This is a genomic window from Flavihumibacter stibioxidans (genome assembly GCF_014332695.1).
GTDB classification, from domain to species: domain Bacteria; phylum Bacteroidota; class Bacteroidia; order Chitinophagales; family Chitinophagaceae; genus Flavihumibacter; species Flavihumibacter stibioxidans.
On record NZ_MBUA01000001.1, the window covers coordinates 228384 to 250505 of the forward strand.

The 22122-nt window shown below is 48.9% G+C and carries 15 protein-coding genes and 1 tRNA gene; 5 read left to right on the forward strand and 11 right to left on the reverse strand.

Going from position 1 to position 22122, the window contains the following annotated elements:
• Positions 1-56: 56 nt before the first annotated feature.
• Entirely contained in the window at positions 57-2054 is a 1998-nt protein-coding gene (gene abc-f, locus BC349_RS00995) for a ribosomal protection-like ABC-F family protein (protein ID WP_187254887.1), read from the forward strand.
• A gap of 11 nt (positions 2055-2065) precedes the next feature.
• Positions 2066-4330 (forward strand): patatin-like phospholipase family protein, encoded by a 2265-nt coding sequence (locus tag BC349_RS01000; RefSeq protein WP_187254888.1) that lies wholly within the window; start codon positions 2066-2068, stop codon positions 4328-4330.
• On the opposite strand, the gene BC349_RS01005 is transcribed toward BC349_RS01000, so the two are convergent.
• From BC349_RS01005 to BC349_RS01030, 6 genes are all read right to left on the reverse strand, one after another.
• Positions 4327-5424, reverse strand: a complete 1098-nt coding sequence (locus tag BC349_RS01005) for a formimidoylglutamase (RefSeq protein ID WP_343063567.1) — start codon at positions 5422-5424, stop codon at positions 4327-4329. The two genes, BC349_RS01000 and BC349_RS01005, sit on opposite strands and share 4 nt — an antisense overlap.
• A gap of 14 nt (positions 5425-5438) precedes the next feature.
• Entirely contained in the window at positions 5439-6686 is a 1248-nt protein-coding gene (hutI, locus tag BC349_RS01010) for an imidazolonepropionase (protein ID WP_187254889.1), read from the reverse strand.
• Positions 6687-6707: 21 nt separating this feature from the next.
• The gene (locus BC349_RS01015) at positions 6708-8081 is read right to left on the reverse strand and encodes a UDP-N-acetylmuramate--L-alanine ligase (protein WP_187254890.1); all 1374 of its coding nucleotides are present in this window, start codon (positions 8079-8081) and stop codon (positions 6708-6710) included.
• A 48-nt stretch (positions 8082-8129) separates the two neighbouring features.
• On the reverse strand, positions 8130-9812 hold the full coding sequence (gene hutU / locus BC349_RS01020) for a urocanate hydratase (RefSeq protein ID WP_187254891.1): 1683 nt from the start codon (positions 9810-9812) through the stop codon (positions 8130-8132).
• Between the two features lie 68 nt (positions 9813-9880).
• A complete protein-coding gene (hutH, locus tag BC349_RS01025; protein ID WP_187254892.1) occupies positions 9881-11446 on the reverse strand; it encodes a histidine ammonia-lyase in 1566 nt (521 codons plus the stop codon).
• A gap of 4 nt (positions 11447-11450) precedes the next feature.
• Positions 11451-11960, reverse strand: coding sequence for a MarR family winged helix-turn-helix transcriptional regulator (locus tag BC349_RS01030; protein WP_187254893.1), 510 nt, complete (start codon positions 11958-11960; stop codon positions 11451-11453).
• A gap of 141 nt (positions 11961-12101) precedes the next feature.
• Here BC349_RS01030 and BC349_RS01035 point away from each other — a divergent pair.
• Positions 12102-12175 (forward strand) — tRNA-Arg (locus BC349_RS01035).
• 207 nt (positions 12176-12382) lie between these two features.
• Here BC349_RS01035 and BC349_RS01040 read toward each other — a convergent pair.
• Entirely contained in the window at positions 12383-12820 is a 438-nt protein-coding gene (locus BC349_RS01040) for a hypothetical protein (RefSeq protein WP_187254894.1), read from the reverse strand.
• A 109-nt stretch (positions 12821-12929) separates the two neighbouring features.
• Between BC349_RS01040 and BC349_RS01045 the strand changes: the two genes are divergently transcribed.
• Positions 12930-14132: a M48 family metalloprotease gene (locus BC349_RS01045; RefSeq protein ID WP_187254895.1), complete on the forward strand. Its 1203-nt coding sequence runs from the start codon at positions 12930-12932 to the stop codon at positions 14130-14132.
• Between the two features lie 155 nt (positions 14133-14287).
• Here BC349_RS01045 and BC349_RS01050 read toward each other — a convergent pair whose 3' ends face one another.
• The gene (locus BC349_RS01050) at positions 14288-14638 is read right to left on the reverse strand and encodes a bleomycin resistance protein (protein ID WP_187254896.1); all 351 of its coding nucleotides are present in this window, start codon (positions 14636-14638) and stop codon (positions 14288-14290) included.
• A gap of 90 nt (positions 14639-14728) precedes the next feature.
• Here BC349_RS01050 and BC349_RS01055 point away from each other — a divergent pair, with 90 nt between their 5' ends.
• Entirely contained in the window at positions 14729-15013 is a 285-nt protein-coding gene (locus BC349_RS01055; RefSeq protein ID WP_187254897.1) for a hypothetical protein, read from the forward strand.
• Here BC349_RS01055 and BC349_RS01060 read toward each other — a convergent pair.
• The 3 genes from BC349_RS01060 to BC349_RS01070 form a co-directional block, all read right to left on the reverse strand.
• Entirely contained in the window at positions 14984-18931 is a 3948-nt protein-coding gene (locus tag BC349_RS01060; protein ID WP_187254898.1) for a M12 family metallo-peptidase, read from the reverse strand. The two genes, BC349_RS01055 and BC349_RS01060, sit on opposite strands and share 30 nt — an antisense overlap.
• A 153-nt stretch (positions 18932-19084) precedes the next feature.
• Positions 19085-20857, reverse strand: coding sequence for a kinetochore Spc7 family protein (locus tag BC349_RS01065; RefSeq protein ID WP_187254899.1), 1773 nt, complete (start codon positions 20855-20857; stop codon positions 19085-19087).
• A 127-nt stretch (positions 20858-20984) separates the two neighbouring features.
• Positions 20985-22106: a serine hydrolase domain-containing protein gene (locus BC349_RS01070; RefSeq protein ID WP_187254900.1), complete on the reverse strand. Its 1122-nt coding sequence runs from the start codon at positions 22104-22106 to the stop codon at positions 20985-20987.
• Positions 22107-22122 lie beyond the last annotated feature (16 nt).

The following is a 22122-nucleotide window of genomic DNA, read 5'->3' on the forward strand; positions in this document are numbered from 1 at the left end:
GTTGATTGGTTCGGAAATTCCTTCCCAATCGGCCTTTTATTTTAACTTTGCGCCCCATGTTAGTAGGATTACAGAATGTTACGTTTGAATTTGGTGCGCGGGTAATTGTAGCCGATGCCACCTGGCATATCCAACCCAATGAGCGGATTGGCCTGATTGGTTATAATGGTACCGGAAAATCTACCCTGCTGAAGTTGCTGGTGGGCGAATACCAGCCCTCTGCCGGAACGGTGGAGCGCAGCCGCGGAACCACCATCGGATACCTGCACCAGGACCTCCTGAGTTTCGACACCAATAATTCCATTTTGGATGTTGCGCTCAGCGCGTTCGAAAAAGTGCAGCAACTGGAGAAGGACATCGAGCGGCTGGGCAGGGAACTGGAAGCCACCGGCGACGAAAAGATCCTGCACGAATACTCCGATAAATTACACGAACTCGAGACACTCGGTGGTTACGATATCCACCACCGCACCGAAGAAGTGCTGCATGGACTTGGATTTGAACAGAAAGACCTGGGCCGCCCCTATCGCGAATTTTCCGGAGGCTGGCGGATGCGCGTGCTCCTGGCCAAGATGATCCTGCAGGCGCCTGACCTGCTCCTGCTCGATGAACCGACCAACCACCTTGATCTTCCTTCGATTGAATGGTTGGAAAAATACCTCCAGCATTATAAGGGTTCAGTTGTGATCGTCAGTCACGATAAGTTTTTCCTGAACCGGATGGTGACCAAGATCGTGGAAGTGTACCAGAAGCAACTGCATTTCTATAACGGAAACTACGAGTTCTGGGAACAGGAGAAAGCCATGCGGGTGGAACTGCAGCAGCGGGCATTCGAAAACCAGCAGGAATATATCCGGCAGCAGGAAAGATTCATAGAGCGTTTCCGCGCCAAGGCCACCAAGGCTGCGCAGGCACAAAGTGCCATGAAGCGGCTCGATAAGTTGGACCGGATCGAAGATGTGGAGATCGAGCGCCCCAATATCAAGATCAATTTCCGCATCGACAAAACTCCGGGTAAGATCCTGGTAGAGTTAAAAGATGTCACTAAAAAATACGGCGAAAATATCATTGTGGACCATGCCTCTGCCGAAATTGAACGGGGCGATAAGATCGCACTGATCGGTGCCAACGGAAAAGGTAAATCGACCCTGCTGCGGATCATCGCCGGAGTGGAGACATTCGATGGCGAACGCAAATGGGGCCATAATGTGGAGGAAAGTTTCTATGCCCAGCACCAGCTTGAGGCTCTTGACGTGAACAATACGATACTGGATGAAATGAAGACCTGCGGCAGCCAGAAAACGGAGCAGGAACTGCGCACCCTGCTGGGTTGTTTCCTGTTTGGCGGGGAAGAAATTGACAAGAAGATCAAGGTACTCAGCGGTGGTGAAAAAGCAAGGGTGGCACTGGCAAAAACCATTGTCAGCAAGGCCAACTTCCTGATGCTCGATGAACCGACCAACCACCTCGATATGCACTCAGTGGAACTGCTGGTGGAAGCCCTGAACAAATACGAAGGCAGTTTTATCCTGGTGAGTCACGACCGTTATTTTATCTCCAAAGCGGCCAATAAGATCTGGGAGATCGAAGACCATAAGATCAAGGAATTCAAGGGCACTTATAATGAATGGATCGAATGGAAAGAACGCATGGCAAAAAACGCCGCAGCAGCAGCGGCGGCGGAAAAGGCCGGCAACAGCGCGGTACCGGTTCAGGTAGCAGCAAATGGAAAAACTGCTGTGGCTGCGAAAGTGGCGGAACCCGCGGTGGCAGCCAAACCTGCTGCCAACCAACCCATTAATAAGGAACGCAACAAGGAATTGCAGCGTCTGCAAAAACAGTTCAACCTGCTGGAAGACAAGATCGCTAAAGTGAAGTCACGCAAGACGGAACTGGAAGCTGCCCTGGCTGACCCGGCCACCTATTCTGATAAAGTCCGTTTTACGGAAGCAGAAACCGCTTATAAAAAGAACGGTGCCGAACTGGATGAACTGAACGGCCAGTATGAAATTGTTTTTGAAAAGATAATGGAACTCGAAGGGGAAATGGAGTAACTTCATCGGGTATGAGTTTTCGGAAAACAGCTACCCTGATCCTGTTTATTAGTTTTCTTTTTTCAGGTCTTCAAACCTGGTCGCAACAAACCCAGCGCCCGAAGATCGGGCTAACGCTGAGTGGCGGTGGCGCCAAGGGCCTTGCCCACATCGGCATCCTCAAAGCAATAGATTCCGCCGGATTACAGGTCGATTATGTGACCGGCACTTCCATGGGCGCCATTGTCGGCAGCCTCTATGCTGTTGGATACAGCGGTGATTCCATCTTACAGATCGCGAGGGGACTCAACTGGAACGTTTTACTGAGTAACAAATCTCCCCTGAACGCCTTCATTATGGAGGAAAAGAATGAGTATGGCCGTTATGCCCTTGAACTGCCCATGCAGTCCGGAAAATTCATCCTTCCCTCCGGTGTGCTGGAAGCGGAAGAACTCTGGCTCAAATTCAATGAGCTCTACAGTCCGGTATATGGCGTGCGCGATTTCTCCCAACTGAATCGGCCCTTCAAGTGTATCGCTACCGACCTCGAAACCGGTGAGGCAGTGGTGCTGGAAAACGGCGACCTGATCAGTGCTGTGCGGGCCAGTATGGCCATCCCCTCCGTGTTCACTGCGGTTACCCATGGAGGTAAGAAACTGGTGGATGGCGGCATCATCCGGAATTTCCCGGTGAGTGATGTCAGGAAAATGGGCGCCGATATCGTTATAGGCAGCAATGTATCCACCGGGCTGCAAAAAGCGGAAAAAATCAATACCCCCATCCAGATCCTGATGCAGATCGCTTTTTTCAAGGAGGCTGAACTGAACAAGGAAGAGATTGCACTCTGCGATTATTATATCGACCAGCCGGTGGAAAAATACAATTCCGCCAGTTTCAACTACAGCGATTCACTGATAGAGATCGGACTTAAAATGGGCGACCTGTATTATCCTTATTTCAGGAAACTGGCCGACTCCCTCAATGCCATTTATGGTCAGCCGCAACCAGTAGCCTTTCCTGAAGTGAATAAAAAAATTACCCTCCGCCATATCCTGAGCGACAGTCTGAAATACATCAGCAAGCCCTTTCTCCGTAAAATGCTGGGGCTGAAGGAAGGGGCTGCCTATACCGTAAATGACCTGGAAGCCGCCATCCGCCAGGCATACGGCACCCGTTATTTTAACCGGTTGTATTACCAGCTGCACCCGGTAACAGACGGAGTAGCCGATATGCAGATCATAGCCGAAGAGAATGCACCCGTGGCAGCTAAACTTGCAGTCAACTTCAATACCCTCAGCAATATCATGCTGATTGCCAATTTATCGGTACGAGATTTCTTTGGTAAGAACAGCCGAACCTCCGCCACTTTCGGACTGTCAGAAAACACCCGCATCAGGCTGGAGCACATACAGGTGTTCAGCACCAAAAAGCTACCACTGGCATGGATATCCGAATTATACCTGGAACGTCAGGACCTGCCTACCTATGCCAATTACAAACCACTGGGGTTGTCGCGTGAAACCAGTATCTACTTTGACAGCAGGCTGCAGCTGGCGTTTAAGAGAAGGCAGTTATATGCAGCTGGCATCCACCGTGAAAGAGTCAATTTCAGACCCCAGACGGTTTCACTGCGGGATATAGATGGAAAAAATTCATATATGCAGGCTTACATGCGGTATGAATACAATTCGCATGACCGCCTTTTTCTGCCCAGGAAGGGAACCTATTTCCTGTTTGAACCTTCCTTCATATTTGCCCAGAGTCCCAATGCCACTTTCAAAGCCAACGGGGTGCCCTATTTCAATATTGATTCTCTTGGATTGAAATTCGGTTCATTCGGCCGGTTGAAATTCCTGATCCAGAAAGTATTACCGGTAAGGTCCCGCCAGTTCCTCACCCTGCAGGCGGAAGCCGGTGCCAATTTTACGCGCTCACAGTTCATCTTCCATGATTTTCTCATCGGCGGCATGACCCCTGTAATGCGCAACCAGGTCAGCTTCGCCGGATTACAGGACGCGGCTGTTAACGCCAACAGCCTGGTGAAAGGAGCCATCAACTGGCGCTATCATTTTACCGGAAGCGTATATGCCGCGGCCAGTTTCAACCTGATGTACCACTCCTTCCTGGAGGAAAGATTTGATACTTATCCCAATAATATTCTAAGTGGTTATGGACTGACCCTGGGAATCGATAGCCCTATCGGTCCGCTGGAATTCAGTTTTATGTACAGCGACCAGAGCCAGCGCCTGAAGAACTACGTGAACCTGGGATTCAAGTTCTCAAGACAAATGTTTTAAGGAGTGCGACCTAAGCCCCCTACTGAATTTCTTGCCTTTACGAAATCGCTTACCAGGTAGGCGATCAGTTTACCTGTATTATCTGACTTGCGACCATCGCTAAGTTGCGAAGCCCCTTCGCATATATGCAGGTATGCCGGCTTCAGGTCCATTGCAACAAAATTGAGGTACTGGCGGGCATTCGCCGCCGTAACGCCCGATGGGGTAACGGCGCTGCTCAGGGTGTTTTCCACTACGTCTAGATCCAGTTCAATTCCGCACCAGTTATCATCTACAAAATTACTGGCATGGGCCACTGCCTGCATGAAATGCCTTTTCTCGTGCAGGAAAATGTCTTCAAAAGTGACCAGGTCCAGGAAAGGATTGTTCACGAAATCGACCCACACATTCTGCGGGATATAATTCTCCTGCGCTCCAATAACACAGTATTTCTGTAGATAACCATCTTCCTCGGCATAACGGAAACCATTACCCGAATGACGGCCTTCAGCGGGGCGGAAATCAGTATGGGCATCTAGGTTGATGGCATTGATCTGGGCAAGGGGTAATCTGCCGCTCTTCAACAGACCTTTGGCACTGCCCTTGATCAGCGGATAGGCATTGTTGTGACCACCACCAATGGCAATTGGAATTTTACCTGCGGTTTGAATTTGCCTGGCAAGGGCTTCCACTTCCCCGTCGATCTGGCTGACGGCATGACGATAGGCATCGATCTTCTCTTCTTCACTCCTGGCGTGGTTTTCAATCAGGTACTGCAGGTCTCCGAAATCAAAATGCCCCAGCAACAATATCTCCTCCCCTGTCATGAAATCATTGCTCTGGATATTCAGGAAGGCGGTGAGAAAAGGCAGCCAGGCGGAATCTGCACCTCCCCGGCCATAGTTCGCTTTTACACCGATGTCTTCGGGAATACCAAACAGGATATACTTCGCAGTTGTCTTACTCAGTTTCTCCTCAAACTGCTCTGGGTCGTTCACCACCAGCAGGCGTTCACCCAGTTTGGTTTCAAACCGTCTTAAACGGGTCAGGTACAGAAGATCCTGCTTATTGTAAAATTTAAAATGAGGGATGGTCACAATCGATGGTTTTATCACTGAATATAATTAATTCAGACAAATTGACCCGCGATCATCACCCTTTCAATAAGGTTGTTGCCAAAAGAATATGGCAGGAAGGCCAGGGAAGGAACCGGTTGGGTAAGGACCAGGTTGGCCAGTTTACCGCGGGTGATGCTGCCGGTGATATCACCAACGTCCATCGCGAATGCCCCGTTGAGGGTGGCGGCATTAATGGCTTCTTCAGGCTGCATTTTCATCCGGATACAACTCATGGCCACCACCAGGTTCATATTGTAACTGGGTGAGGAACCGGGATTGAAATCACTTGCCAGCGCAATGGCGCAACCGGCATCTATCAGTTGCCGCGCGGGCTGGAAAGCCATGCCCAGGAAAAATGCTGCTGTAGGCAGCAAAGTGCCGATGGTATCTGACCCGGCCAGGCATTGAATGGCTGCATCATCCATGGTTTCGAGATGATCCACCGACAGGGCATTGAGCGCCACTCCGATTTCAACACCCTTCGATAGATTCAACTGGTTGGCATGTATTTTAGGTTGAAGTCCATATTGCATACCAGCCCGGCAGATGCGTTCCGTTTCTTCCGGGGAAAAGAATCCGGTTTCGCAAAACACATCAATATAATCTGCCAGATTTTCTGAAGCGATAACGGGCAGCATCTCCTCCTCGATCAGTTGCAGGTAGCCTTCGTGGTTATCGCGATAGGCCAAAGGGTAAGTATGCGCGCCGAGAAAGCTGGCTTTGACGGGTATGGGTGATGTGGCTTTCAGTCGTTTAATGACCCGCAGCATTTTAAGTTCTCCCTCAACCGTTAATCCGTAACCGCTTTTGACCTCAATGGCACCTGTACCGAGTTTTATGGCTTTGTTTAGGCGTTCTTTCGCCAATTGGTACAATTCCTCTTCCGGCATGGCATTCAGCCTGTTTGCAGAGTTCAGAATGCCGCCGCCCTTGGCCGCTATTTCAGCATAACTGAGGCCCTTTATTTTATCGATGAATTCCGATTCCCTGCTGGCGGCAAATACCAGGTGGGTGTGGCTGTCGCACCAGGCAGGCATCAGAATGCGGCCGGAGGCATCGATCACCTGACCGGCATGGATGTCAGGCGGCATTTCCGACATGGGTCCGAAATCCCTGATAGTATTGTCATCAGTCAGCAGCCAGGCGTTTTCAATCACGGGCAGGTGCGCCAGTGCAGCGCCTTTCAGCGGCCCTTTGCGGATGGTATCCGGCGAATGCGTGCCGGCAAGGATTGCGATATTTTTAAATAAAACGGACATGCCTGTTTATTGTATCCGGGCTTATAGTTCTTTCCAAACCTTGTGTGCGAATTGTTCCAATGAAGGATCACGGGCCCCCATCAGCAGCAATACACAGTTTTCGGTCAGATGTGGCCGCAAGTGCGTCAGTAATTCATTGCGGTCTTCCGCGAAATAAGCATTCTTCCCCAATGCACGGATGTCCTGTATCAAATCATTGGCGGAGATATCTTTTGTGGCTGTACCACCCGCATAGAAAATCTCACTCATCCATATTTCGTCTTCCGGTCTTAACACCCGGGATATTTCCTGTACAAAATCATGGCGGAGGAAACGCGTTGGTCCGTAACCGTGAGGCTGGAACCAGGCTATGACCTTCGGGGCTATGGGCTGGCAGGCTTCAATGCTGGCGGCGCATTTGGCCGGATTGTGCGCATAGTCGTCGATCAGCCATACGCCATGTTTGTGTCCAATTACCTGGTGGCGGCGATAAATGCCCTCGTATTGTTGCAGGGCTTCGGCAGCGGTGTTAAGATCAACACCCAGTATATTGGCGATGGTTGCAGCGGCAAGGGCATTTTCCATATTATGCCTTCCCACCAGTTTCATTTTAAATGGCACATGGTTGATGGTAAAGGAAATGGCAAGTCCTTCCTGTTTGAAATCGCGGGCAATATAACCAGCCTGACAGTTCTCGTGATGACAGAAATCAAAATTAAGATCCGAGCTTAATTGTGCTGCCAGCGGGTGACTCCGGTTCACCACAAAACGGTTGCTGTTCTGTTTAAAATTGGTGAAAACATCCATCAATACATCGATCTCCTTATGGTCCTTGTCTACATTCAGCAACAAGCCGATCTCTGGAAAATATTGAACGATGGAACCATCGCTTTCATCTGCTTCGATCACCAGCCAGTCGCCCTTACCTACTTTTGCGTTCCCGATTTTGCCTTCACGGATAATACTTACCAGTCCCGCCCCGCTGATGATACTCGGTTCCAGACCGGCAAACTGGAGGATATCAAAGAGCATGGCACTGGTGGTGGACTTGCCCGATGTGCCGCCCACCGCGATGGTCTTTTTGCTTTTCGCGATCATCGCCAGCAGTTCACTGCGTTTGATGATGGGAATATTTAAGGAACGGGATTTGATCACTTCCGTAACGGTTTCTTCCACTGCGGCCGACACCACCACCAGGTCGGTGTTTTCGTTGATGCCACTGCCATCCTGTTCGAAACAACCAATACCTTCGGCTTCCAGTTTGGTACGGGTATCATTGGGTTCGCCGGGTTTGAAATAACGATCGCTGCCACTCACTTCTTTTCCTATACCCTTCAGGTACTGTGCAAGGGCACTCATTCCCGTACCGGCCACTCCAATAAAAAATACGCGTTGAAAATCGTTTATAGTTGTCATCGTATCAATCTATTCCGTGAAGATATGCATGGAAGGGATCGGCCCCAATCAGAAATTCGAAAGTTGTTGATCCAGGTCCAGCCTGTGTTTTCTTGCAGTGTCCTTCGCCAGATCATAACCCGCATCGGCATGCCTGATAACCCCCACCCCAGGATCATTGCGCAATACGCGGGCCAGTCTTTTATCTGCCGCTTCCGTTCCATCTGCTACGATCACCATACCTGCATGGATGCTATATCCCATGCCTACGCCGCCGCCATGATGCAGACTCACCCAGGAAGCGCCACCGGCGGTGTTCACCAGTGCGTTGAGCAGGGGCCAGTCGGCCACAGCATCGGAGCCATCGGGCATGGCTTCGGTTTCGCGGTTGGGACTAGCCACCGATCCCGTATCGAGGTGATCGCGACCAATGACGATGGGTGCTTTTACTTTACCGGTGCGAACCAGTTCATTGAATGCCAGTCCCGCTTTTTCCCGCTCGCCCTGTCCCAGCCAGCAGATCCTTGCGGGCAATCCCTGGAAAGCAATTTTCTCCTTTGCCAATTTCAGCCAGCGCTGCAGGCTCTCGTTTTGGGGGAACATATTCGCGATGAGTTCATCTGTCACCGCGATGTCTGCGGGGTCACCACTGAGCGCAGCCCAGCGGAAGGGTCCCTTTCCTTCACAGAATAACGGTCTTATGTATGCGGGAACGAAACCGGGAAAATCAAAAGCATTTTCGAGCCCATGTTCTTTTGCACGGGCACGGATATTATTGCCATAATCAAATGTGATGGCACCCATGGATTGCAGTGTCAGCATATGCTGCACATGCAGGTGCATGCTTTCATAACTGCGGGCGATGTATTCCTGCGGATTGGATTCGCGCAGTATATTGGCCTGTTCTAAGGTGAGGGTGTGCGGAATATATCCGATCAGGGGATCGTGTGCCGAGGTTTGGTCGGTAAGGGTATCGGGAACGATTTTTCTTTCGATGAGCCTGGCCAGCAGGTGAACCGCATTGCAGAGCACTCCGATACTGAGCGCTTCACCCTTTTGTTTGGCTTCCAGGGCCCGGTCGATGGCGGCATCGATATCGGTCATCTTCAGGTCAAGGTAACGGGTTTCGATGCGTTTGTTTATCCGCCATCCCTCTACTTCTGCTATCAGCGCCACTCCTTCATTCATGGTGATGGCAAGGGGCTGTGCGCCCCCCATCCCGCCCAGTCCGGCTGTTACGTTCAGCGTGCCTTTTAATGTACCGCCAAAATCCTTGTTCGCCGCGGCTGCATAGGTCTCATAAGTTCCCTGAACAATGCCCTGTGAACCGATATAGATCCAGGAGCCGGCCGTCATTTGTCCGTACATCATCAGTCCTTTTTTCTCCAGCTCATCAAAATGTTCCCAGGTGGCCCATTTGGGAACCAGCTGGCTGTTGGAAATCAACACCCGCGGTGCATCTGCATGTGTTTTCAGGATGCCGACGGGTTTACCACTCTGGACCAGGAGTGATTCATCATTTTCCAGGTGTTTCAGGGCCTTTATGATCAGGTCGAGGGATTCAAAGTTTCGGGCCGCTTTCCCGCGTCCTCCATAGACAATCAGGTCATCGGGGCGTTCTGCAACCTCCGGATTCAGGTTGTTCAGCAACATGCGCAAGGCAGCCTCCTGGATCCATCCCTTGCAAGTAAGCGTTGTACCTGTTGGGGTGGCATATTTTACCGGATCGTACCTGCGAATAGTAGTGGTCATAAAATGCGTTTTAAGTGTTTTTTATTCACCCGTCGGGTGCCACCCGACGGGTGAATAGGGAAATGTTTTTAATCGATTATAAACGAATAGAAGTGTTTATTCAGGTGTATGCCGGATTGGGTGGCAAATGCGTTGACTTCATTTACAAAGGAAAAATCGCGGATCATGGTGGAGATGATCTCTATGTCGCGGGCAAAGATCCTGTCTTCGCTCGCAAACCCAACGAACCCGCGAACATGGTCATGCGCAAATTCCAGCACCGGACTGCTCTTCAGTGGCCGCCTGAATTCAATCGCCTGGCAGGCACTCATCAGTTCAATGCCCAGGATAAATTCCAGGTTATCCAGTACCTGGTTAAGTTTGCGGCCGCTGATGCTTCCCATGCTTACATGGTCTTCCTGCCCGAGGGAGGTGGGAATACTATCGGCACTGGCCGGGAAACAAAGGGTTTTGTTCTCGGTTACCAATGCAGCGGTTGTGTACTGCGGAATCATGAAACCACTGTTGAGTCCCACATTGTTCATCAGCAACATCGGCAGTCCCCATTTTCCTTCGAGCAACAGGTAACAGCGGCGGTCTGAGATATTGCCGATCTCTGCAGCTGCGAAACAGTTATAATCGAGCGGTAGGGCGAGTGGCTGGCCGTGGAAATTACCCCCGCTGATGGTATGGTGGGCATCCAGCACAATTGGATTATCGGTAACGGAATTCAGTTCTGTTTCTGTCAGTTCTTTCAGGTGTTTCCAGGCATTGCGCGAAGCGCCGTGCACCTGGGGCATACATCGCAGTGAATAGGGATCCTGCACCCGGCCGCAATCAATATGGCTGTCCATAATGGCTGAGTCCTGCAGCAACAACCTCAGCCTCTGTGCCACCAGTTGGCTGCCTTCAAAGGGACGCAGTTCGTGGAGTTGCGCATCAAAAGGCGCTTTGGTGCCGGTAAGGGCTTCGAGGCTCATGGCACCGATGATATCTGCGGCATCCAGGCAGTTCAGAAAGCGCTGCACTGCCTTCACCGCATGTGCCAGGATGAATTGTGTACCATTGATCAGGGCGAGTCCTTCTTTTGGACCGAGTTGAACAGGTTCCAGTCCATATTCTTTCAATACTTCAGCAGCGGGACGACGAACCCCTTTAACAAACAACTCTCCCAGTCCGATCAGCGGCAGGCAGAGATGCGACAGGGGAGCCAGGTCGCCGCTGGCACCTACACTGCCCTTTTCGGGTACTACCGGAATGACATCGTTTTCAATGAACCAGCAAAGCCTTTGCAAGGTAGCCAGTTGTGCGCCTGAATAGCCCTGGGCCAGGGCATGCACTTTGGTGATCAGCATGATCTTAGCGATCTCGGGTGCGATCGGATCGCCTACTCCCACGCTATGACTCTGGAGAATTTTATACTGAAGTGTGCGTGTATCTGTCTCCGATATAGAGGTATTGGCCAGGATGCCGAAACCCGTATTCACCCCGTACACAGTGCGATTTTCTGCGACAATAGCAGCTACGGCAGCGGCGCTGGCCCGGATCCTCTCGATGGATTGCAAGCCCAGTGCGGCTTTGCAACGGCCAGCGGCTATATCGATGGTCTTACCCACTGTGAGGCGGTCAATGCCATATTGAAAAGTCTTGTTCATGGAATTATTTTTTGTGATCAGAAATATTTTCCGACCCCAGGTGAGTTTCAATTCTTTCGTATAAGGATTTCCGTTGGAAGGATTTTTCTGTTTCCAGGATGGATGTCATCAGTTGCCTGGTATCCGGGGATTCGGCCAGTAGTTCGTCCATGGCATGCTGCATGGCATTCCAAACGGGCAGGACCTGTTTCAGCAGTTTCTGTCCCTTTGGACTGAATGCCACCAATTTTTTACGGGCATCCGATTTATCGGAAGCGGAGCGGATCAGTCCCTTTTCCTGGAGTTTACTGATCAATTGGCTGGCGGCGGAATGGGAGGTTTCCAGTTCCCCGGAGATCTCGCGGATGGAAAGGATTTCCTTTTGTGAAAGCATATAGAATACCGGGAACCAGGCTGCATCGAAGGTGATACCATGTTGCTGGTACACCCGGTTCACATCGGCCAGGAAGGACTCGCTCAGGCGGCGCAGGCGGCTGCCGAAGAACAGAACACCGGATTGCTGATAGAATGGCAAGTGATCGAGATTTAAACTGAAAGTACCCGTAATTTATATAAGCACTTATACAAATATAGACTTTGCAGGCTTAGAAAACCAAATTTCCTCTCATATTTTTGCCTGAAACCGCGATTGTACTATATTTGCGCCCCATGGTCAGGTCCGGTAGCTCAGCTGGATAGAGCAACTGCCTTCTAAGCAGTAGGTCATTGGTTCGAATCCAATCCGGATCACTTACAATTCGAAAGCCTTCAAAGTCGCAATTTTGAAGGCTTTTTTTATTTCCTGTTCCGCTCGTAGAACAGCATTATAATTCGGCTGTTGCGGGTAATTGATTTTGATTAGAACCGGATGTGCAATTGTGTATAATCACCTATTCCTTTGATCCTAATCGTACCAATATTTTTTGGTGAGGGGGTATCCGGCTTTCTTAAACGCTTTCAGTAACTCATTGCCAACCCATTCATTTTGCTGTTCACGCGAAAGGCCGGTGAAAAAAAGTTACCTCTCTGAACAGAAGTTTGAACGTTTTTACCGGCTTTGAAAATGGTACGGGTAGTTATTACCGCTTCCGGTTCTGCTTCGAAAATGATGTTGACATCTTTTCCAACACTTTTGATTTCAGACAGAACCACTTCCTGTTTTTCCACCTGGTAACCAGCTCCATCATATAAGCTGGTTTTGATTTCGACACTCAGTATCTTCTTCTCGCTGATTGCATATGGCTGAACAACCAGCTGGTCAGCCTCCTTTTTCAATTCCCTGTTTAGAATTTTTACAATGGTATGTTCCTGTGCAACCATGGCAGAAGAAAACACTAAACTGAGTACGACTGTAATAAATGGTTTGAGCAAAATTTCAGAACTAATTTCTTTCATATTATACTGAATTAATATTAATAATTAAAATTATATTTCAAACAGGACAAGGGTTACAAATGGTTATCTTCCCTTTTCAAACCATTTACTTTACCTAAACCTAACAATCGTGAAGCAACTTAAACTCATGGCGGTAATCTTTACCGCTTCCTGGCTATTACTAGCAGGATGTAAAAAAGAATCAATTAAAGATCCTTCTTCTGATTCGATCACTATCCTGGGAGAATCCAATGGTGCTGCCAGTGGATCCGACCAGCTTATGGCAGCACTTCAGGCCCGGCTGGATGAAGGAAATGCCAAATTCCCTGGGGCGTTGGAACAAATCAGGCAAAAAAGTGCAACACTTCAGGCAAACATGCACCCGGAATACCGTGATATGGTATCAAGTGTACTGAATGTAGCTCCCACTCCCTGTAATTCCAGTACTGCGCTGAGGGTGTGGCTGTCCAATGAAAGGGCTGACTGGACCAGCCAGATGATATCAGTGGCAAATAGTTTAGACATGTTTAACCTTCCTGGTAATTACGCCCTTTATTATGAAAACGATCCCGCAATACAGTACCACGGCATGAATGGCGAGTTTACCCAATCCATAAACAAGGCATACAAAGATTTAAGGCGATTCTGGAATATTCCATCGAGCGATATTGTCCTGGGAGCCATGCACGGAAATATGCTGACTGACCTGGACAAAATAATCAGAATTTATGAGGGTGGGTATGGACTTAGTGCAGCTTCAGCAGCATTTTATGCTAACCTGGTGGTTAGTGCTATGAATACCTATCCGCTGTTCAGAAATGGCAACCACCCGATTTTCACATTCAATGCATACGCATTCAACGGTTTTAACTCCCCCGGATTGGTGATTCCCAAAAAAATCATCATGGGCGATGGTATCATGGAAGGATATGCCGAAATAGGTTTTGAAGATGTGGCACCTCAGGCGATTCTTGCGCATGAATATGGCCACCACATCCAATACCACCTGAACCTGATTCCTCAGGTTAGAAATTCAGAAACAATCCGCAAAATTGAATTGATGGCGGATGCCTATGCTGCCTACTACCTGTCGCATGCAAGAGGCGCAGCGATGCAGTGGAAAAGGGTGGTACAATTTCTGGACGTATTCTTCAATATCGGAGATTGCTCCTTCAACAGCAATAACCACCACGGAACACCTACCCAGAGAATGGCTGCTGCAGAATGGGCATACAGTCTGGCCAATGATGCGCAGAAACAAGGACATATCCTGACAGTCGAAGAGTTTACGGCTTTGTTTGATGCAGTATTGCCTGAACTGGTAATTCAATAAACAGACAACCTTTTTCTGACCGGCTGTTTCCTTTACAGCCGGTCTTTTTTTTACCATGTTGCCCGGGAGAGGTGTCTGACATGTGGTGTCTGACATGTAGTGTCAGACATCTATGATTTCCGAACCTGGTAAGAAAAGATGTCAGACACCACATGTCAGACACCTTGTCCAAAAGTCAGCAAATTATTGTCGGGGTCCAGCAGGGAAAACTCCCTTTGTCCCCAGGGCTTTGTCTCCAGTTGTCCATTGGGGTGAATGCTCACCTTATTTTCAACCAATGAGCGGTATAATTGATCAATATCATCGGTCCTGATATACAACTGCCCATAGTTCTCCTTCGGATCAAGTGCTTTGAATTCAAAGAAATGTATTTGTATGTTATCCCTTTTCACCATCAAATAATTGCCATAATCACCCAATACCCGAAAGCCCAGGCTGTGCACATAATAATCCCTGGTTGCATCTTTGTCACGCATCGGCAATTTTGGATTTACTTCTGTCAGCATTTTATTAAACAAATGGTTAATACATACAATATATACAAAATATGTACAGGATAAACAAAGCCCGGATATCAGGCAAAGTAGAACCCTATCATGAATATTGCCTCCCCGGCAACGCACCTTGGATCGAAACCCGTTAGCCTGAACCTGCTTTCGCCCATCCACAGTTTTTATTATCCCAACCGGAGCCTTCCGGTGATCTGCATGGCAGTACCCAACTATGGGGTACTCAAACCCTTTACCAAATGGCATCTCCGGGATTTCATCATGAAAGTAAAAGACTACCGGGATATGATCCATGGCGCAGCACTTGCCGTGGTTATGCGCAATTTTATCACCCAGTTCAGATCAGTTTCCGATAACGACCAGTTGTCTTGAAACATTTCCCGCCCCCTGGCCGACTTCAAGCTGGTAAACACCTGCAGGAACGGACTGCACATCCAGTTGCAGAATCCGGTTTCCTCCTCGGTGTGACCATGATTTAACCGTACGGCCCTGCATATCGGTTAAGCGTAACTGTGAATCACCCAATGCGGCACCCGCCAGTTGTACCATCAGGAAATGACGGGCAGGGTTTGGATAGACCATGATATTCGCAGAACTACCCTGGTTGATTCTTCTGACCGGACTATATGAATAACGGTAATCGATATCCACCATTTTGAGCCGGTAATGGATAGTGGAACCGGAAGCGGCAGCGCCAATAATATTTCTGTCGGTATACCTGTAATGCTGATCACCGCTGCCATTCCGTGCAGTCAAAGTGCCGATGATCTGGTAGCTGATGCCGTCAAAACTGCGTTCGATTTCAAAATGGCTGACATTGGACTCTTCGGTTGTCTGCCAGTTTAAGACCACATCTTTGTTCTGGGGGGATGCCAGGAATGAAAGCAGTTTCAAAGGCAGGGCGAACATACTGGTATGTACCAAGAACCCACTGAATCCATTTACATCCACACTGATCTCCCAGCGATTTTGCCAGCTGTTCCAGATCACATCTGCATCATTCGGATCGAGCACCACGGGAATACCCGAATACGAATTCGGCAGGCCGGTACCATTGTTGCTGGTGCCAGGCAGTTTCTCTACCCTGATATTGGCAATGCCTGCATAATCCAACCAGTTTACCGGTAATTTCCGGGAACTGCCTGTTGCCAGGTTATAGGCATCAAACTCCTGCTGGGTAAAATACAGGGTCACCCTAGCGGTAGCGGTACCGGCATTGAGTTCAGGAGTGATCTCATAGTGCCTGGAAACAAAAGGCTGACCGGAGTAAGTCGGCACAGAAGGTTCCAGCCATACCCTGGCATTGACCTTGCCGCTCACGGGGTTGGTCCCACCGGGCAGAAGACTGGCAATGAGGGAGCAGTTACTGCCATACATAAATCCATTATCCGTTCCATTCAGCGTGGCGGAACCCGTAGCAGAAACCTGCGCCAGGTTAACAGTTTCAGGGGTGATGGCGGAATTATTATCATCGCAATCACCGTTAACCAGCATCAACTCAGCCCGTTGCTTATAACCTGCAGGACGCTCACAGGCAGAAAGGATCGTGCCGTCACTATACTGGTCGTTATCGGCATCTTTGTACCAGACAGTTGGTTCCTGCACATACCAGGGAAGATCCATCGTAGTGGTGGTGCAACTATTGGTGGCCCTGATCAAATAATAACCCGGCTGCTCCATGGCACCCAGACTGATGGCAGCACCGGTACCCGCAACGGGCGTACCCACGGGTACATAATCAAAGTAACCAGCCCAGAATAACTGGTAGGTGGCGCTCGTTTGGGAACCATTTAATACAACGGGATCGCCCGCACAGTTGCCATGCGTAATCGTATAGTTTGTTGGCGGCGCCACCAGGGTAACACTTCCCTTCATGGCTACTGTGGTACAGTTATTCGTGGCAGTGGCGGTATAGGTTCCTTCAGGGGCAGTACCCAGGATGATTGCGGCACCAGTTCCTGCAATGGTAATACGCACATTGCCCTGGGCATCCAGCAACTTATAATACACTCCCTTTTCCGAACCGCTCAGGCGTATCTGGCTATATGCGCAGATACCATCCGCCAACAGGTTGAACACTCCCGGCGGGCCAATGACCCTTTCGGTTCCTTTCATCACAAAACTGCCGCAGTTATTGGTGGCCCGCACGATATAATTCCCAATGGGCTGAACACCAAAATCCAGCATTAGTCCCGTTCCCTCCACCGGTAATCCTACTTCGCTGTTGGTGCTGGTATTGACCAACTGGTAGGTGACGCCGGGTTCGGAACCACTTAATGTTAGCGGCTTGTTATAACAGCCACCCAGCAACGAAAACTCCAGGGGCCTACAATCATCGGTGAAATACACCGAGTAATCTTCGATCTGTGCATTGGAAGGAATGTCGCACCCATTCGATGGTGGCAGGTTACAGGGCATAGCCACCAGCCGCGCGCGCAAAAATGTATTTTTTATCACAGTAGCCGGGGTGGTGAACATAAAATTGTAGCCGCTGGTTAGGCATGTCGCTGACCGGTGGACCTGTTCGTTTGCATCCAGGAAATCACCATTGTTATTATAGTCAATAAAAAACTCCAGGGCATTATTTGCCTGGCCAGACATTCCCATCCTGGAAGTGACAACATATTCGGTGGCTGCCTTTAACGGGGTATTATAGGTGCAGGTATAGTCCGTATATTTCGGGCCCAGGAACAACGAGGTTTTGGTGTTTTGGATGCCCGCCAGGGAAAAGGAATAAATGATCGCAAGCTCACTATTTCCCGTGATAAGGTTCAAACAGGTTGCCGGCGCAGCCATCACCATTATCTCTTTTGTAACCGTACTGCTGCCAAAACTGTTGCTAACGGTCATGGTCACTGTTTTTAGTCCGGGTGTGGCAAATTTTACCACCGGCGCGTTGGCTGTGGAAGTTAATGGATCGCCGTCAGGGAAAGTCCAGGTTACCTGGTCTACCGCATCGGGACTGATATTGGTAAAGCTGATGTTGCTGCTGGCACAAGCGGTGAAGGTGGATGCGGTAAAGTCGGCGCGGGGTGCAATGGCTTCGCAGGCAGCGAGGCAGGCCAGCGCATTGGACCCGTTCAGGTATGTATCCATTTGCACCAGGCTGCCGGCACTAAAACTGGTAGCCGGATTACTAGCATTGATGGAGGATGACATTACAAAACCGGTGGAAAGATCGTGCTGGGCATTGAAATTATGCCCGGTTTCGTGGGCGGCTACCACCGCCTGGGTAAGGGAAGTGGAAAATGCATCCTCCAGCAATTGATACTTACTGTTCAGTGTACAGACAGTTCCCATATAGGCCAGTCCTACCACACTGCTCGAGCCACCGGAACTAATATTCCTGGCCGTCCATACCTGGCCGAGGTCAAAGCCAAACCCAAAACCGCCGGCCGCACTCCATTTGCTGAAATAGTCGAGCAGGTTATCTGCCACCGAACCAGTGTATGTTTCGGAGTAGGGATCATCCCATGTATTCTCGGAAATATACTGCCCCTTGAGCTTAAAGTTCAAAAAACGGCTGCCGATCTGCGCATTGCTGTAGAGGCCGGCCATCATATGAAGGATACTGATATTATGCTCCTCCACCACTTCATAACTGCCGTATTTACGGTACATGGATTCATCGGAAGCAATGGCCATTTCCACCATCAAACAGTCACCCGTAGCCGATCCCAGGGTCTGCATCTGCCCACTGGAAAAACCCGACGCAACAGTGCCGCTTTTTTCCGCCGCTTCGGTTAAACCACAAACCTGGTCCGCACCCGGGATCACATCTTCCGCCTCATACAACACAAAAGTGCCGGCATCGGCCCGGGGATCAAAATACCGGAGGGGCTCAATATTGTAGTTCCTGGCCTTGGTCCGGAGGAACCCGTGAATGGTTTTACCGGAGATGGTCAGGTGTACCATGCTGCCCGAAGAATTATCGAGAGAACCGGAATAGGTCCTGATTTCAGACAGAGGCAGGGTTTTCCTGCCGGCGCCGGTTCCCGAATATACCTGGTAGTCATCCGCCAGCAGGCTGGTTTCGTGGATCGTTACCGGCCACTGCGCATAACCTGGAAGATCCAATTCTACAGGAAGGGACTGCTTCCCCCCTGTTTTCGTGTATTGGTAAAGGTCAGCCGTGGGAATACTGAACAGCGAATACTTTTTAAAGACCTTTGAAAGAGAAACAGCTTTACTGCGATCAACCGGTTTACCGCTGATCTTTTTCTGCGCGATAAGCTGGAAGGGAATGTAGCAAAAAAACAGTAATACGATTCTTAGGGTAAATTTGGACATATGGCCGGGGTTTTGTGATGGGCGCGCCTAAGGTAACCGGCATATATTAACGGGAAAAGAATTCTGCCAGACAAATCCCTGACAGGCCTAAGACAAATTCCGGACAACCAACCTATCACCGATGATTTACAGAGATTTGAATATTCAAAAAAATCAGGCTTCCAGCGAAGTGAGGTATTGCTCCAAATTGGTATCACCATCTACCTGAAGACGCTGCCGCAGGCGCTGCCGGGTCTTATGAACGCCATCCACAGAAATGCCCAGCATGGCAGCCATCTGCTTACTGGGCAGTCCCAGGCGCGTAAGCGCTGCCATTCTTTGTTCAGCCAGGGTGATATCGGGTGTGAGTTGCTTGAGTCGCATGAAAAAACCGGGATATACTTTTTCGAACATGCTTCTGAACCGGTTCCAGTCTTCTTCCGTCAGGATGGTATGGTTGGTCAATTCTGTCAGCAGTTCCTGCTGTGAATTCGTAAGCTCTTTTTGCCGAAGCTCCGTTTGCAATTGTTCCAGCAGGGTTGATTTCTCCAGTAAGTTCTGGGTAAACAGTTCCAGCTTATCTTTTGCCGCTGCCATTTCAGCCTCCAGTTTCTTCTTTTCGTAATGAACCAGTTGAGTGCGATGCTTTAAATCCTCTTTCTGGCGGATAAGGATCAGGGTGATGATAACCGCCAGCAGACTAATCCCAATGATGATAAAATTCCTTTTTTGTTCCACCTGCTTTTTTTCAGCCTTAACGGATTGGATCAGGTACTGGTTCCGTTCGTTATCAATGCGCAGCAGGGCCATCTGACTACTGCTCAGGGTAGCCACCCGCTGCAGGGAATCGTGCAGGGACATATATTTATCCTGGTAATATTCAACACTGTCGGGCCTGTTCTGCATCCTGTGCAGGTCAGCCTTGGTGGCATATACCCCCTGCAGGTAATCCGCCACCTGGATGGAATTGGATTTTCCATAGGAATACAGTAAGCGCAACGCTTCATCTAAACAAATCGCCGCGCTGTCGGTATTTTTCTGAAGGAGATGGATCCGGGCAAGCCATTGGAGGGAATTGGCTGCAATCCCATATTCCCTTCCTTTATTGATAGTATAGGCATAGTGCAGCAATGACCTGGCTTTGTCGTATTGCCGGCGATCAAAACATACCTGTCCCTCATAAGAAGCATTGATGCCTTTCCAGACCTCGTGTCCGATGGAATCCGCTAGGTTGTATGATAATCGGTAATAATATAAAGCAGAATCCTGCAGGCCCAGATGCTGATACCCCTGCCCAATGGTATTCAGGTCTTTCGTCTTGAGGATAAGGGCCTTTATTGAAGTAGCTTTAAAGTGCTCCAGCCCTATCAATGTGTACCTGATAGATTTCGGGTATTCATGGGTGTGAAACAACATCTCACCAAGGGTGGAATAATAAAAATGCAACCTGGTAAATGGAGGCAGTTTTGCATAGAGTTCAACCGCCTTCAGTGAGTAGGTTACTGCCGGCTCCATCTGTTTGTAGGAATACATTAAACTACCATAAACCCAACTGGCATAAGCAATCAGTTCTTTGTCGCCTGATTCAGAAGCAGTTTGAGTCATTTTCTCCAGAAGGGGGAATAATTTTTCCACTCCATATGGCTGATTATGGTCCTGAAGATACCAGCACCTGGTATGCAATAAGCGTAATTGAAAGAGGTTTCCCGATGAACTGCCTTCCGCTTCAATTTTTTTCAGTAGTTCCTCTGCACCACTGCTATCCAGGGTGGACAGAAAGGCAACAAGTTTTGCGACAGGTTTTGAATCCCTGACATCCCCCTTGTCTAATTTCTCTACCCATTCTTTGGCAGGTAAAGATGCCGCCTCCAGGGTTAGGTTGAAACTAAGGAGTAACAGAAATAGAAAACCGGAATGTTTTACCAGGGAATGGATTACCTTTCTCATTGACCCCGCTAAATTAGCTATTCTCAAGGAAACTTGGCAAACTGATCCAGTATACTCATCATATACTCTTGGTATACTCATCCTATACCCACGGAGCCAGCCAAACTTATCAGGAGGATGGTTGAAATTAAATTTTACGAGCCCAATAACATGCTGCAATTTCATTTCCGAGTTTTCCGATATTTAGTCTGCTATTGGTAATATTTGTAAGAATTATTACAGTTATGTTTTGGTTGGTAAAGCGGGTGATACAGCTTGAAAAACCCGGGATATCCCCGGTATGTCCCACTCGTTTATGGCCCTTATAGGGGGTTAATCCAAAGCCAATACCATAGGACGAAACGATTGTGTTATCCTTAAGTCTTGCATTGCTCCACATCAAATCGATAGTAGATCGCTTCAGAATCCTTTCAGTATAAAATGAAGCGTCCCATTTAGCCAGGTCAAGCGCAGTGGAGATCAGACCGCCATCTGAAAGTTCAACTTCAGGATTCATTTGCGGACTGTTTTGTAACCCGTATTCTCCTACAACATAACCGCTGGCCCTATTTGGGACGATAATATCATAGTTGATCATCCCTGTTTCACTCATGCCTAATGGGGTAAATATCCTTTCCTTTAAAAATTCACTGAATGTTTTTCCTGAAAGCTTTTCTATCAGCATCCCCAGAACATAATAGCCTCTTCCGCTGTATTCCCATTTAGTGCCTGGTTCAAAAGAGAGCGGAAGGCAGGCAGTTTCCTGAATTACATTTGCACGTGTATAATTATCACAGTCAAAATTAAATTTGCAGAGAGAATCTGCTTTCCCCAGATTGGTTACTATTCCCGAAGTGTGATGTAACAATTGGCGGATGGTGACAGGCTTCCAATGATGCGGCAGGTGTGGCAAGTAATCACCGATGATGTCGTCTAAGTTGAAACGGCCTTCCTCCCACAGAATCATAGCGGCTGCTGCCGTAAATGTTTTCGTTACAGATCCGATGAGGTAGCTGGTTTCGGGTTTCGCCGGCACTCTTAACTCCAGGTTTGCAAACCCATATCCATTCGTATAAATTATTTGCCCATGCTTCAATATGGCAACGGAGGCTCCCGGAATTTGAAACGTCTCCATTTTATGAACGATGAAGCTGTCAATCCCTCTTTTTAGGTAGTCGTCATCAGGATGCTGTTGGGATAACACCGTCAGACTGTTATTAAGTGTACACTGCAGGACAAATAACGCAGTCAGCAAATTTTTAGGTCCCATAATTAACTTGAATTTC

Bases quoted from the DNA above. Each gene is read 5' to 3' on its own strand.
- hutI (WP_187254889.1), bottom strand. From the start codon at position 6,686: ATGTCCGTTTTATTTAAAAATATCGCAATCCTTGCCGGCACGCATTCG.
- BC349_RS01055 (WP_187254897.1), top strand. From the start codon at position 14,729: ATGAATATTGCCTCCCCGGCAACGCACCTTGGATCGAAACCCGTTAGC.
- hutU (WP_187254891.1), bottom strand. From the start codon at position 9,812: ATGACCACTACTATTCGCAGGTACGATCCGGTAAAATATGCCACCCCA.
- BC349_RS01070 (WP_187254900.1), bottom strand. From the start codon at position 22,106: ATGGGACCTAAAAATTTGCTGACTGCGTTATTTGTCCTGCAGTGTACA.
- BC349_RS01050 (WP_187254896.1), bottom strand. From the start codon at position 14,638: ATGCTGACAGAAGTAAATCCAAAATTGCCGATGCGTGACAAAGATGCA.
- BC349_RS01065 (WP_187254899.1), bottom strand. From the start codon at position 20,857: ATGAGAAAGGTAATCCATTCCCTGGTAAAACATTCCGGTTTTCTATTT.
- BC349_RS01015 (WP_187254890.1), bottom strand. From the start codon at position 8,081: ATGACAACTATAAACGATTTTCAACGCGTATTTTTTATTGGAGTGGCC.
- BC349_RS01060 (WP_187254898.1), bottom strand. From the start codon at position 18,931: ATGTCCAAATTTACCCTAAGAATCGTATTACTGTTTTTTTGCTACATT.
- hutH (WP_187254892.1), bottom strand. From the start codon at position 11,446: ATGAACAAGACTTTTCAATATGGCATTGACCGCCTCACAGTGGGTAAG.
- abc-f (WP_187254887.1), top strand. From the start codon at position 57: ATGTTAGTAGGATTACAGAATGTTACGTTTGAATTTGGTGCGCGGGTA.
- BC349_RS01040 (WP_187254894.1), bottom strand. From the start codon at position 12,820: ATGAAAGAAATTAGTTCTGAAATTTTGCTCAAACCATTTATTACAGTC.
- BC349_RS01000 (WP_187254888.1), top strand. From the start codon at position 2,066: ATGAGTTTTCGGAAAACAGCTACCCTGATCCTGTTTATTAGTTTTCTT.